We start from the raw sequence: 13,156 nt of genomic DNA, 5'->3' as shown, positions 1-13,156 counted from the left end.
CCCCTCACTGCACCGACGCGGTGTCACGGGCGACGGCGGTGTGCGAGAAGCCGATGCCGCACAGGACGGTGGACTTGCCCAGCTCGCACGACCCGGAGTCGGTGAGGCGCGCGGCGGCGGCCCGTACGGGTTCGCGTACGCAGTCCAGGACGAGGACCTGGCGGCCGGACACGACGCTCCCGCGGACCTTGATCCGGGCCCGCACGTCGGCCACGTCGACGTCCATGGTCAGCGAGCGGCCGCTCAGCGGCCGGTGGACGCGCTCGCCCGACGGCAGGTCCGTGACGACGAGCGTGCCGGACATGACGGGGTTGCCCCTGCGGCGCAGCACCCACACCGCGAGCCCTGCGAGCAGGAGCACCAGGATGACCAGGGGGTAGAGCCACCCCGGCGGCTGTCCCGGGACCGTGCCCTCCAGCCGGACCTCCGCCGAGTCGGTGCCGTCCACGCGGAAGGCCGGGTAACCGAGCGCGCCCCGCACGGTCGGCGTCCAGGACGACGTGACGTCCGCGGTGAGGGTGAGACCGGCGCGGAAGGGGCGGGACGACCAGGTCAGCGAGGTCCGCGCGTCCTGCCGCCAGGTCAGGACGACGTCGTAGTGCTCGGACTTGCCCGCCCGGAGCGTGATCGGCCGGCTCGGCAGCCCCTCGGCCGTGACCGCGGGCCCGCCCTCGCGCGCGGTGGTGCCCAGGCTCACGCGCAGCGGCACATGGCGGGTTCGGGAGGTGACGGTGACGCGTACCTTCTCGCGCCGCACGCCGGTGCGGTCACCCGTGTCGAGCGTCGGGGCGCGGGACCCGGCGGCCTCTGCGCCCCGCCCGGACACGGTCAGCCGGACCCCGGCCCCCTTGTCCTCGCGCAGCTCCTTGACGGCCTTGTCCATCCGGATCTGGTCCTTGGCGGTGTCCAGTTGGGAGTCCAGCTCGGCGACGCCCTCCGGCAGGATGCGCGGGGTGGGGAAGACCGCGCCCAGCACGTCGGAGATCTTCGTGTCGTCGGTGAGCGGCAGACCGTATCCCGCGACGAGGCGATCGTGCCCGAGCGCGCGGTACCGCTCCTGGAGCCGCTTCCAGTGCGGCGTTCCCAGCTCGCCGTAGTGGCTGTCGGGCGCGTCGATCGCCCCGTCGGTGAGCAGCAGCACGGCGGCGACCGGCGTGCGGCTCTTCCGGAGCTGCTGCTCGGCGGCCTCCAGGGCGCTGCCCGGGTCGCTGGCCGTCTCCTCGGCCTTCCCGGGCAGTTCCCCGGCCGCTCCCCGCGCGTCCTCGGCCTTCTTGAGGGGTTCGACGACGCTGACGGAGCGACCGAAGGCGATCACGGTGACCTGGTCGTCCGGGGCGAGTCCCGACAGGAACGTGCCGAGCCGCTTCTTCACGGTGTCGTACAGCTTCGCGCCGCCCGGCCCCTTGTCGTTCATGGACGAGGAGGTGTCGACGAGCACGGCGTAGGTGGCGGGTACCTCGTCGACGCCGAGGTCCTGGCCGATGCGCTCCGCGGTGGGCGGCTCGGGCCCGTCGGCGCCGTGGGCGGCGGAGGGGCCGAACAGCAGGGCGGCGGTGAGCAGGGCCGCTGTCGCGGCCGCGCGCGGCCGGCGCCGCGCGGATGACGATGTGGGCATGGCGGGGCACTCTCCCTCGGGGACACCGGGCGGTGTCGGGTGGGCTGGCGGTGGGGCGGTGGGCGGGGACTGGGGGAGCGGGCCGGGGCAGCCCTGTTCAGTAGCGGTTCACGTGCATGTCGTTGAGGTGCTGCAGGCGCTGCTGGATCGTGTCCCGCCGCAGGGTCTCCTTGCGGATGGCCTTGACCGCCTCGGTCTCCTGGTCCCGCAGGTCGTTCGTGACCGCCGTGTAGTACAGCGGCCACAGCAGTTCGGAGACCCGGCCGCGGGACAGCTCCCGTTCCAGCGCCAGCCGTTCGGCGGGGCCCGTCGGGTCCTCGCGGTCGCGGTGGGCCCGCAGGAAGGCCTCCAGCAGGTTGAGCAGCGCGGTGCCGGGACTGCGGTGCCTCTTGGCCCAGGCGGTCACGGGTTCGCACAGGTCGGGGGTTCCCACTCCGGCCCGGCGCGCCGTGCGCAGCCGTCCCGCCAGCTCGTCCGTGGTGAGTTCGCTGTTGCCCACGGCGTCGCGCAGCGCGTACAGATGAGTGACGTTCTTGAGCGACGGCAGCGAGGTGGCCAGCCGTGTCAGCCATCGCGCGTCCTCCTCGTCCGCGCGCCAGTCGCGGCGTTCCAGGAGCGCCGCGACGGCCTCGCCGGTGAGTCGGCACAGTGCGGGGTCGGTGGGCGCCTGCACCAGCCGTTCGGTCACGGCACGGGCGGTCGCGCCCGGCCGCCGGTCCTTCGCGACGCACAGGAGTTCACGCAGCAGGTTCTCCCCGGCGACTGCCCTGTCCCGCTGGCGCAGCCCCTTCAACTCCCGGCACAGAGAGGTGGAGTACGTGTCCAGCAGCGCGTGCGACGGGTCGTCGCCGTGGTGCCCCGCCGCTGCCGTCAGCGGCTCGTCGGCCAAGGCGCACAGCAGGTCCCAGCGGGCCTGGGACTGCGGGGTGAGCACGGCGTACGGGCCGTTGGCCAGTACGTCACGCAGGGGCGCGGACTCGGCCTCCCAGGACGAGGCCGCGCCCCTGCGCAGCACCCGGCCCGTGCCCAGCGGCGACAGCACTTCGCAGAGGTCCCCGAAGAACTCCTGGCCCAGTACGGGCTCGCCCCTGCCGCAGGCGACCGCCAGGTCCAGCAGGCGTGCGGCGGCCTCGGGATTCTTGGCGGCCCAGCGCTGCGGGGGCGGCCAGAGCGACGCGGAGGGCCCCAGCAACAGGTCCCGCAGCAGCGGCAGTTCGGCTCCGCCCTCCGGGCCGGTACCGAGCCAGTCCAGCCAGGCGACGACGGTGGCGACGGGCTGTGCGCCCCGAGCGGCGCCGCGCAGCAGGCCGTGCGCCAACTCGGGCCGTGAGGCCAGGGTGCCGCGGGTGAACGGCATGGTGTCCGGTGCGAACGGCTGGAGCGACGGCAGCAGTTGGAGCACGGAGGTGATGTCGACGCCTTCGCCGGACGCGTCGGGCAGGGTGACGAGGTGGGCGACGGCGCGGTCGACGACGTCCCGTTGCGAGCCGTCCCGCGCGGTGGCGCCCAGCAGGCTGCCGACCCGCTCCTGCACGGACGAGAGGTCGCCGGCCCGCAGGTCCTCGGCGAGCCGCTGCCGTACGAGGGCCGCGATCTGCGGATCGTCCAGGTGCGTCGAGAGGGACGAGATGTCCGTCGACGGCCCGGACAGCTTCGCCCGCGACATGACCTTGGCGGTGCTGCGGTGGGTCTGCGGATCGCGCAGGAAGCCGTCCAGCACCTCGGGCGCGACCGGCTGGCCCCGCAGCGCCCGCGCCTCGACGGCGAGCCGGTCGTCGAGGGCGCTGAGGAGCTCGTACGCCTGCCGGGCCGGTGTCAGCCGGGCCGCGTCGTCCCGGGCGTCGAAACCGATCGCGTCGGCGAGATGGTTCAGCACGGTGGGGCCGCCGCGCGACTCCCAGGCGTGGATCAGCAGGTCGTGGTACTCGCGCGCCGCGGGTGAGAGCACGTCGACGGCCGGTGGCACGGCCTGCCAGGGCACGCATTCGACGTCGACGGCGGGGCGGCCCCACGAGAGCTGGATGCGGTGGTTGGCCCCCGACGACGTGGCGGTGGCGGCGGAGACCTCGGCCCGGAGCGCGTACGGCAGCATGGCGGCGATGTTGTCCAGGAGCCGCAGCCGTTCCAGGGCGTCCTCCTCGGTGCCTCCCGTCACCACCACGGGGCCGTCGAGCAGTCGCGCCGCGACGGCGGCGTGCCAGCGCAGCACGTTCGTGGACAGCGTGGAGCCGTCGGTGGAGGTGAACACCTCGTCGACCTCGTGCACGAGGTGCTCGTCGTCCCCGATGGCCAGTTCGACGGCACCGCCCGAGGCGGTGAGACCCGGCTGCTCCGCCTTCGGATGCCGCTGCTCCGGCACCAGCGCGCCGGCTCCCAGCGCCACCCCCAGCGCGGCGCGGGCGAGGGACGTCCAGCCGAGTCCGCGGACGGCCGCCTCCTCGTACGGCACCCACACGTGGGTGATCCGGTTGATGGGCCGGTTGTGCACGTCGGTGCTGTCCGTGCCGTGCAGCACGTAGACGCCGAGGGCCAGTTGGCCGTCGGGCATGAGGCGGGGACCGATGGTGATCCAGGGGAGGGTGTCGGTGGGTGCGGGCGTACCGGGGGACCAGTGCTGGATCGCCTCGTTGTACGCGCTGTGCCACTCCGCCGGGCAGGCGGAGATGACGTGGTAACCCTGCCGGCTGGGGCGCTTGCCCCAGACCGCCCAGCCCGCGGTCAGTCCCGTGCCGGTGGACGACATGGGCGGGTTCTCCTTTCTCGTCCGGGAGTTCCGGAGGCTGAGGGCGTCATCCCCGCTGGGACAGGCCGCGGAGGAACAGGAACGGCTCCATGACGTTGACGGGCCGGGGCGGCGCGGCGAAGCGGACCTTGTTCTCGACGGGGTTGACCAGCGAGGGGTTGTCGAAGTCGAAGCCGTGCTCGGGGTTCACCCAGAAGCCGACCGCGGAGCACACGAAGTAGCCCACGCGCTCCGGTACGAAGTAGCGCTCGATCTGGGTCCTGACCTCGCCGAGGCTGCCGTGCGGGAACCGGTCGCACAGGTCGTCGAAGAGCTGCTTGGCGTCGATGGCCTCGGGCTGCCCGGTACGGGGGTTGAGCCGCACGTTCGCGGTCTCGCAGGCGAACCGGAAGACCTCCTCGTCGTCGAACTTGGCCAGGCAGACCGCGATGCTGTGCGGCAGCCGGTGGCCGTCGCGCCTCTTGCGGATGGCGACCTCGGTCGCCACGCCGTCGAGGACCTCGGTGAAGAAGTCAGCGCTCTGCCGCTCGTCGTCGTCGACGGGGCCGTTCTCGCCGTTGACGCGCCACTCCCGGGCCGCGTCGAGCACGTAGACCATGCCCCGCGAGTCGGCGAGGTCGGCGATGAGCTTGGGCCCGAGGAGCGCCCCCATGTCGGTACGCAGGTCGAAGGCCTCGCCCGGCATGTCGCGCAGGGTGACGCGGAATTCGAGGACCTCGGGCGGCACCGTGCCGCTCCGCCGCCACCTGCGCCTCGCGCCCTTGGTGGAGTACGGGGTTCCCGACACGTCGCCCACCAGGGTGAGTTGGATGGGGCGCTGCACCTCCTGGGTGGCGCTGGGGAACACCCGCTCCCGGTAGAAGGTGTGCGCGAGGTCGTTGAGGTACTGCTTCGACACGTGGTCCTCGGGGAAGACGTTCCACGCGCCGTACTGGGGGTCCAGCACCGCCCGCGTGAGTGCGGCCAGCAGCGTGGACTTGCCGCTGCCGATGCCTCCCCAGAGGGTGATCGAGGACCCCGCCGCCGTCCCCTCCGCGGCTGCGGCGACCGCCGCGTCCTCGGGCGCCGCGACGGGCGGCTCCGCGTCCCTGGTCCGCTCGGGCCGCGGTGCCGCGTCCCTGCTCCGCTCCGGCCGGGGCGCGGGCACGGTGCGCTGGAGGTGCACGGGCTGCTGCTCGACGGCGTCCGCGCCGGTGTCCTCCTGGACGGGGAACACCGCGGGGCCGGGTGCCGCGGGCGGCCCGGGCAGTGCGACGGGCTGGTCGAAGACGGCGTACGGGCTCTTCTTGCCGGTCTCGGCCCGGCGCCGCGCCCCGTTCTGCGGCTGCGCGTCCTTGGTCTCGTCCTGGTCGTTCATGTTCCCCCTGGGTCCGGAGGCCTCCGGGGTTCCGGAAGCCCTGGTCGTGCGTCTGTGCCGCTCGTCATGCCGTCCAGGACGACGGATGGGCGAGCCATGATTCGGAGGGGCCGGCGGCTCCGACGAGCATCGGGGGCGGGGTGCCGTCCCCGGACCGCCGGGTGGAGGAGAGCAGCGTCTCCACGACCCGCTCCGGGCTGTCCCCGACGGTGAAGAAGCCCTGCCGGCCGAAGTGCGTCCAGGCCCGGCGCGCCCACTCGGCCACGAGGGGTTCCGCGTCCTCCGCCATCCAGTCGGGTGGGTCCACCAGCGCCAGGCAGCGCAGTTCCTGCTGATGGCGGAGGACCGCCAGCGAGGACTCCCAGTCGAACCGGTCGGGGCAGACCCGGACCCGCGCGCGCCGCCGCACGGCCTGCGGCGGTCTGCCGTACGGATGCGGCGGCCGGGCGCCCACGACGAGCAGCACCCGCAGGCTGTCCGGACGCCACTGCCGGTGCCACGTGTGCAGTTCGTCCGGCACGTGTTCGAGGCCCGTGGCGAAGTCGTGGTGCAGCGGGCTGTGCTGCCAGTCGGCGAGCAGCCGCGCGGCGGCCTCCGCGTCCCGCAGGCCCGCGCTGTAGTGGATCGGCGTCCGGTCGCCGGGCCCCGCCAGCGGACGGTGGTCCCGGTAGCCGATCAGCCCGACCCGCAGCGCGTGCGCGTCGGGTACGGCGGCGTCCGTGGCGCTGATGACGGCCTGGGCCCGCTTGAGCCGGTCCGCCAACTGCGCCTCCCCGTCGCCGCGTCGGCCGGCGGTCTCGACGGCCACCACCAGGTCGACGGGCTGTGGTGCGTACAGCCTGCGGGGCAGGTGGCGGACGACCAGGTGCCAGGGCGTGGTCTCCGGATCGTGCGCGCCGTCGAACAGCAGCCCCATGCGTCCCGGGGCGTCGAGTCGGTAGCGCAGCGTGGTCTGCGCGCCGACGGGAAGCACGACGCGGTCCGCCCGTACGGGAAGCCAGTCGGCGGGTTCGTCCGCCGGGCGGGCGGTGACGACGAAGGCGCTGTGCCGCGCCGGGGCGCCCGCGGAGGGCGGTCGCGCGACCCGGACCTCCGCCACCGGCGGCTGTCCGTCGGCGGACCCGGGCCCGGCGGACGTGCTGCCGGCCGGGAAGAGGGGTGTCCGGGCGAGATCCACCGCTCCCGTCGAGCCGTCCACGCGCGTGGCGACGAACCACAGGGCGCGGCGCAGGGGAGCGCCGTCGAGCAGGTCGACCGGGCCGTGCCGCGGCCATCCGACGGGAAGGCGCAGCCACAGGATCGCCGGCCGCAGGGCGTCCACGCGGGCCGCCGCGTCCTCGACCGCGGTCCACTCCGCCGCGCGGACGACCACGACGAGGGGTTCGCTGGTGCGGGCCGGTGCGGGACGGGGGAGCGGCGCGCTCCGGAGCGCACGGTCCACAGCGTCCCCGATATCCTCCGAAGTTCGAATTCCCCGGGCAATCGCGAACAGGTGTCCTATTCGATTTTCTCCGGCGCGGGTTTCCGGTGTTTCTCGTGTTTTCCGGGAGCCGTCGGGAACATCGGCGTGATCCCCGTTCCACTCCGCCTCGAAAAGAAGGGTGGTGTCGGGGAGTCCGTCGTCGGCGCCGCACCAGAGGCGGCTCACGCGCACTTTCTCGCAGCCGATTTCCACGACGGTCGCCGCATTGATCTCGCCCCCGACGAGGGCGGTGCTGAGCCACCCCAGTCCGCGGGTGCGCCGGCGCTCGCCCCTTCGCGCCTCCGCGCGCCCGAGGGCGGTCCGCCATGCCGTGGCCGAATGCCGCTCGAACCCGGGAAGCTGCCGCCCGAAGGTGCGTTCGGCCAGTTCGAACGACGGATCGATGGGCGGGGTGCCCGCCCCGTCGCGCAACGCGTGCAGCGCCACCGCGACCTGGGCGGCGGCCGTCAGGTCGTCCGTACCTGTCGGCGCCCCGCTGTTGTGCTGCGTTCTCACGTGCCCCCCGGAACGCGGCAACCGTCTGGGACGTGCGGCCGCGTTCTCACATAATCGAACGACTGGCGTCATGCTCAACTCGAAAATACGTGCAGGAAAGGCGAAGGTCCGATGGTGTGCATTGTGGGACCTTCGTGAAGTCGTACGTTACCCCAGGCATGTGGCGCAATAGCGCCCATTCATGAAAAGTCGCACCGGCTGCGCGCCGGGCCGAAAGAACCAACTCGCCCGTCGCGGTCGGAGACTTCGTGCCGCGCGGAACGCGGTGGAGGGCGAACCGTGCGCGCCTCGACGCGAGTCGCCGGGCCGGGCCGGGCCCGCACCTCACGTACCGCCGTCCTTCACGTGGGCGCCACGCGCCCCTTCCCTGACGTTTGTTGCTCTTGGAACACTCCTTTCGCGCAGCTTCCCGCACATCCGCCCCGTCGACAGTCCCCCGCACCACCCGTCAGGACGAGAGGCCACCCATGACCGAAGTGAACCGACGCCGATTCCTCCAACTCGCGGGCGGCATGGCCGCGTTGACCGCGCTGTCGGAGAGCATCGCCAAGGCTGCCGCGATACCCGCCGGCCATCGCCGGGGAACCATCGAGGACGTCGACCACATCGTGGTCCTGATGCAGGAGAACCGGTCCTTCGACCACTACTTCGGCTCCCTCAGGGGCGTCCGGGGCTTCGGCGACCCGCACCCGGTGACGCTCGACAACGGCCGGTCCGTGTGGCACCAGCCCGACGGCACGGGCAAGGACCTGCTGCCGTTCCACCCCGAGGCCGACGACCTCGGCATGCAGTTCCTGGAAGGGCTGCCGCACGGCTGGTCCGACGGCCACGCCGCCTACAACGGGGGCAAGTACGACAACTGGGTCCCGGCCAAGGGCGCCACCACCATGGCGTACCTGACGCGCGAGGACATCCCGTTCCACTACGCGCTCGCCGACGCCTTCACCGTCTGCGACGCGTACCACTGCTCGTTCATCGGCTCGACCGACCCGAACCGCTACTACATGTGGACGGGGCACACGGGCAACGACGGCAGGGGCGGCGGCCCCGTCCTCGGCAACGACGAACTCGGCTACGACTGGACGACGTACCCCGAGCGGCTCGAAGCGGCCGGCGTCTCCTGGAAGATCTACCAGGACATCGGCGACGGACTGGACGCGGCCGGCTCCTGGGGCTGGATCGCCGACCCGTACCGCGGCAACTACGGCGACAACTCGCTCCTCTACTTCAACAAGTACCGCGACGCCCGGCCCGGCGACCCCCTGTTCGACAAGGCCCGCACCGGCACCGACGCGCGCAGGGGCGAGGGGTTCTTCGACCGGCTGCGGGCCGACGTGCGGGGCGGCACGCTTCCGCGGATCTCCTGGATCGCGGCCCCCGAGGCGTTCTCCGAGCACTCCAACTGGCCCTCGAACTACGGCGCCTGGTACATCTCCCAGGTGCTGGACGCGCTGACGTCCGACCCGGCCGTGTGGGCGAGGACGGCCCTGTTCATCACGTACGACGAGAACGACGGCTTCTTCGACCACGTCGTGCCGCCCCAGCCGCCGCGGTCCGCGGCCCAGGGCAGGTCGACCGTGGACGTCGGACTCGACGTGTTCGGCGGCAGCGCGACCCACACCGCCGGGGTGTACGGACTCGGCCCACGCGTGCCGATGCTCGTGGTCTCGCCCTGGAGCAAGGGCGGGTTCGTCTGCTCCGAGACCTTCGACCACACGTCGATCGTCCGGTTCATGGAGCGCCGCTTCGGGGTCGAGGAGCCGAACATCTCGCCCTGGCGGCGGGCCGTCTGCGGCGACCTCACCAACGCCTTCGACTTCAGCCGCAGGGACGCCGGCACGCCCGCGCTCCCCGACACCGACGGCTACGAACCGCCGGACGGCGACCGCCACCCCGACTACCGGCCCACACCGCCCGCGAACCCCGCGCTGCCCCGGCAGGAACGCGGACTGCGGCCCGCCAGGCCGCTGCCCTACGCGCCGCGGGCCGACGGCTCGGTGGACCCGGCGACCGGGAGGATCACCCTGACCCTCGCCTCGGGGAGGAAGGCGGGAGCGGCCTTCCACGTCACCGCGGGGAACCGTGCCGACGGACCCTGGACCTACACCACCGGGGCCGGGCACAGCGTCTCGGACACCTGGGACTGCGCGCACTCGGAGGGTTCGTACGACCTGACCGTGCACGGGCCGAACGGCTTCCTGCGGACCTTCAGGGGACCGGGCGGAGCGGCCGGGCCCGAGGTCACCGCGCGGCACACCGGCGACGACGTCGAGCTGACCCTCACCAACCGGGGCTCCACCGCCGTGAACCTGAGGCTCACCGACGGCTACGGCGGCAGGCCGCGCTCGGTCCGGGTGCGGCCCGGCGCCACCGTGCGGCACACCGTGGACCTGTCGGCGAGCAGACGCTGGTACGACGTCACCGTCGTGTCCGACGCCGACCGTTCCTTCCTGCGCCGCTTCGCCGGACACGTCGAGAACGGCCGGTCCGGGGTCAGCGACCCGGCCATCGCCGCCGTCCGGCGGGAGGGATGAGTCCCGCATGACCCGTCCTGTCAGGTACCTGCGGGCCCGGGGTAGTGTGCCCCGGTGACCACGCATTCGAACACACCTGCAGGCTGGTATCCGGATCCTCAGGGTGCGCCGCAGACGCAGCGCTACTGGGACGGCGCCCAGTGGACCCAGCACACCGACGCGGGCCGGCAGGGCCAGGCCCCCGCGCAGCCCGCCCCGCACGTCCCGCAGCAGGCGGCCGGCCCCGATCCGCGTGTGCAGAAGCAGGTGCACCAGCAGGCCGGGGTCGCGCCCCACGCGGCCGGCGGCGGCTCCCTGTTCACCGAGCCGGTCCTGGTGGTGAACCAGAAGGCCAAGCTGATCGAGCTGACCAACGAGTACAAGGTCATGGACCAGCAGGGCAACCAGCTCGGCTCCGTGGTGCAGGTCGGGCAGAGCGTCCTGAAGAAGGTGCTGCGCTTCTTCGCCAGCCTCGACCAGTTCATGACGCACAGGCTGGAGATCCGCGACGCCCACGGCACGCCGCAGCTCCTGCTGACCCGGCCCCGGAAGTTCCTCAAGTCGCGTGTCGTCGTCACGCGTCCGGACGGTACGCCGGTCGGCGAGATAGCCCAGCAGAACATGTTCGGGAAGATCAACTTCGCGATCACGGCCAACGGGCAGCAGCTCGGCGCGGTCAAGGCGGAGAACTGGCGGGCGTGGAACTTCGCGATCGTCGACCACACGGACAACGAGGTCGCCCGGATCACCAAGACCTGGGAGGGGCTCGCCAAGACGATGTTCACGACCGCGGACAACTACGTCCTGCAGATCCACTACCAGCTGCCCGAGCCCCTGCTGAGCCTCGTGGTGGCGACGGCCCTCACGGTCGACACCGCGCTCAAGCAGGACTCGCGCGGTCTGGGCTGACCGGGCGCACACGACGGGGGCGGGCCGGAACGCGCTGAGCGTTCCGGCCCGCCCCCGTCGTACGGTCCGTCAGTGCGCCGTGAGGTGCCCGGGCGAGGGCGAGGGCGAAGGCGGTGCCGGCTGCCGGACGGTCGGCGACGGCTCGGAAGGGGCCGGCCCGGGGTCCAGCGCGAGGACTGCGGCCACCGGATGCTCGTCGCCGGGGTCCGCACCCCGTGTTCCGGCCGCCATGGCCGCCCCGGCTGCCCCCGCCGTCCCGGCCGTCCCGGCCGCCGGCTCCGGCGCCCAGCGCGACAGGGTCACCACACCGCACGCCGCGACCGCCGCCCCGGCCAGGGCGAGCAGCAGTCCCGGGGCACCGCCCCGGAGCCGTTCGCCCAGCAGGGAGAGGCCGATCACGGCGGCGGCCAGGGGGTTGGCCAGCGTGACCACCGAGAGCGGCGCGCCCAGGCCGCCCTTGTACGCGGTCTGCGAGAGCAGCAGGCCGCCCGCCGCGAAGAGCGCCACCAGCAGGGCCACGGCGACCACCTCGACGCCGAGCAGCGGACCCGAGCGGTCCGTCGCGGCGACGGTGACGGTCTGCGTGAGCGCGGACGCCACGCCCGAGGCGACCCCGGACGCGCCCGCGTGCCGCAGACCGGGACGCGCCCGCCGGGTGAGGGCGCCGATGAGAGCCGCCGTCACCCCCGCCACGGCCAGCGCCTCGGGAACGCTCAGCACGTCGTCGGGCGCCGGCCCCGAGGCGGTGACGAGCAGCGCGGCGAGCCCGGCCAGTGTCAGTGCCGTACCGCGCCACTCCACGGCGCCGACCCGGCGCCCGGCCATCCGGGCGCCGAGCGGCACCGCGGCGACCAGGGTGAGCGCCCCGAGCGGCTGGACCAGGGTGAGCGGTCCGTACTTGAGGGCCGCCACGTGCAGCAGCGCGGCCGCCGCGTTGAGCCCGACCGCCCACCACCAGGCGCCGCTGCCGAGCAGGCGCAGCACTCCGGGGCCGGCGGTCCGGGCGGCCAGCCGCTCCTGGGCCACCGCCGCGGCCGCGTAGGCGACGGACGAGAACAGGGACAGGACGACGGCGGCGAGGGTGGCGCTCATCGTCCCGCTCCCACGAGCTCCGGGCCCCTGGGCGTGGCGGGCCCGCCGGAGCCGCTCCGTACGGGCGCCGCGGTGCCCCTCCCGCCGGCCGCGACCCCGCCGTGCCGCGCGGCCGGCAGCGGCGGGCGGATCACCGCGAGCGCGGTGCCGAGCAGCGCGGCGGCCACGATCGCGTCGAGCCAGTAGTGGTTCGCCGTGCCGACGATCACCAGCAGGGTGAGCAGCGGGTGCAGCAGCCACAGCCACCGCAGCCGCGAGCGCGTCGCCACGATCAGGCCGACCGCCACCATCAGCGCCCAGCCGAAGTGCAGGGACGGCATCGCCGCGAACTGGTTCGACAGCGGGTCGGCCTCCGGGGAGGCGCCGTAGACCGTGGGTCCGTAGACCTGACCGGTGTCGACCAGTCCCGTCGCGGCGAGCATCCGCGGCGGCGCGAGCGGGAACGCGAGATGGCAGACAAGTGCGGCCGCGGTCACCACGGCCAGGACCCGGCGGGCCCATACGTAGTGCCCGGGCCGCCGGAGGTACAGCCAGACCAGGAAGGCCGCGGTCGCGGGGAAGTGGACCGTCGCGTAGAAGGTGTTGGCCCCGTGCACGAGGGTGTCGCCGTGCAGCAGCGCGGACTGCACGCCGCGCTCACCCGGCAGGTGCGCGGCGCGCTCCAGGTCCCACACCCGGTGCGCGTTGCCGAGGGCCTCCGGGCCGTGGCCGGTGGCCAGCTGCCGGCCGAGCTTGTAGACGAGGAAGAGTCCCGCGACGAGCAGGACCTCACGGACGAGGGGCGGCCGCCGTATCGCGGTGGTCCCCTTCTGCGCAGGCTCGGATCGCCATTCCATCCCCGGCCCCTTTGCTTGACGGTCTCACGTGTACTGATGCGTGGTGAGCCCAGGAGCGGATCCACTCGACGGATGGGGTGGGTCCGCTCCACGGCTCATCGGTACGCCAGTGT

At 73.4% G+C, this 13,156-nt stretch carries 8 protein-coding genes; 2 read left to right on the top strand and 6 right to left on the bottom strand.

Annotated features, from left to right (window positions below; translation table 11 throughout):
• Nucleotides 1-4 precede the first annotated feature (4 nt).
• The 4 genes from IE265_RS04490 to IE265_RS04475 all read right to left on the bottom strand — a co-directional run bounded on the left by IE265_RS04490 (nucleotide 5) and on the right by IE265_RS04475 (nucleotide 7,693).
• Nucleotides 5-1,615: a VWA domain-containing protein gene (locus IE265_RS04490; protein ID WP_190033987.1), complete on the bottom strand. Its 1,611-nt coding sequence runs from the start codon at nucleotides 1,613-1,615 to the stop codon at nucleotides 5-7.
• Nucleotides 1,616-1,712: 97 nt separating this feature from the next.
• Complete coding sequence (locus IE265_RS04485; RefSeq protein ID WP_190033986.1) at nucleotides 1,713-4,358, bottom strand: hypothetical protein; 2,646 nt, start codon at nucleotides 4,356-4,358, stop codon at nucleotides 1,713-1,715.
• Nucleotides 4,359-4,404: 46 nt separating this feature from the next.
• Nucleotides 4,405-5,715 carry a hypothetical protein gene (locus IE265_RS04480; RefSeq protein ID WP_190033985.1) on the bottom strand — a complete coding sequence of 437 codons (1,311 nt, stop codon included), beginning with the start codon at nucleotides 5,713-5,715 and terminating at the stop codon, nucleotides 4,405-4,407.
• Nucleotides 5,716-5,779: 64 nt separating this feature from the next.
• Nucleotides 5,780-7,693, bottom strand: a complete 1,914-nt coding sequence (locus tag IE265_RS04475) for a hypothetical protein (protein ID WP_190033984.1) — start codon at nucleotides 7,691-7,693, stop codon at nucleotides 5,780-5,782.
• A 467-nt stretch (nucleotides 7,694-8,160) separates the two neighbouring features.
• Here IE265_RS04475 and IE265_RS04470 point away from each other — a divergent pair, with 467 nt between their 5' ends.
• Nucleotides 8,161-10,227: a phosphocholine-specific phospholipase C gene (locus IE265_RS04470; protein WP_190033983.1), complete on the top strand. Its 2,067-nt coding sequence runs from the start codon at nucleotides 8,161-8,163 to the stop codon at nucleotides 10,225-10,227.
• A 54-nt stretch (nucleotides 10,228-10,281) separates the two neighbouring features.
• A complete protein-coding gene (locus IE265_RS04465) occupies nucleotides 10,282-11,115 on the top strand; it encodes an LURP-one-related family protein (protein ID WP_190033982.1) in 834 nt (277 codons plus the stop codon).
• A 69-nt stretch (nucleotides 11,116-11,184) separates the two neighbouring features.
• Here the strand turns inward: IE265_RS04465 and IE265_RS04460 are convergent, their stop codons facing one another.
• Together IE265_RS04460 and IE265_RS04455 are read right to left on the bottom strand one after the other, a co-directional pair.
• Nucleotides 11,185-12,207 (bottom strand): DMT family protein, encoded by a 1,023-nt coding sequence (locus IE265_RS04460; protein ID WP_190033981.1) that lies wholly within the window; start codon nucleotides 12,205-12,207, stop codon nucleotides 11,185-11,187.
• On the bottom strand, nucleotides 12,204-13,043 hold the full coding sequence (locus IE265_RS04455; RefSeq protein ID WP_190033980.1) for a phosphatase PAP2 family protein: 840 nt from the start codon (nucleotides 13,041-13,043) through the stop codon (nucleotides 12,204-12,206). Before IE265_RS04455 ends, IE265_RS04460 begins: the two co-directional genes overlap by 4 nt.
• Nucleotides 13,044-13,156 lie beyond the last annotated feature (113 nt).

It is taken from the genome of Streptomyces fructofermentans, assembly GCF_014651055.1.
Taxonomy (GTDB): Bacteria; Actinomycetota; Actinomycetes; order Streptomycetales; family Streptomycetaceae; genus Streptomyces; species Streptomyces fructofermentans.
The sequence above is the reverse complement of the archived record's forward strand: the minus strand, read 5'-3'. Positions and strand labels throughout refer to the sequence as shown.

What these genes read in the sequence shown, in the direction of transcription:
- IE265_RS04490 (WP_190033987.1), bottom strand. Translation starts at nt 1,615, where the DNA reads ATGCCCACATCGTCATCCGCGCGGCGCCGGCCGCGCGCGGCCGCGACA.
- IE265_RS04485 (WP_190033986.1), bottom strand. Translation starts at nt 4,358, where the DNA reads ATGTCGTCCACCGGCACGGGACTGACCGCGGGCTGGGCGGTCTGGGGC.
- IE265_RS04480 (WP_190033985.1), bottom strand. Translation starts at nt 5,715, where the DNA reads ATGAACGACCAGGACGAGACCAAGGACGCGCAGCCGCAGAACGGGGCG.
- IE265_RS04470 (WP_190033983.1), top strand. Translation starts at nt 8,161, where the DNA reads ATGACCGAAGTGAACCGACGCCGATTCCTCCAACTCGCGGGCGGCATG.
- IE265_RS04460 (WP_190033981.1), bottom strand. Translation starts at nt 12,207, where the DNA reads ATGAGCGCCACCCTCGCCGCCGTCGTCCTGTCCCTGTTCTCGTCCGTC.
- IE265_RS04455 (WP_190033980.1), bottom strand. Translation starts at nt 13,043, where the DNA reads ATGGAATGGCGATCCGAGCCTGCGCAGAAGGGGACCACCGCGATACGG.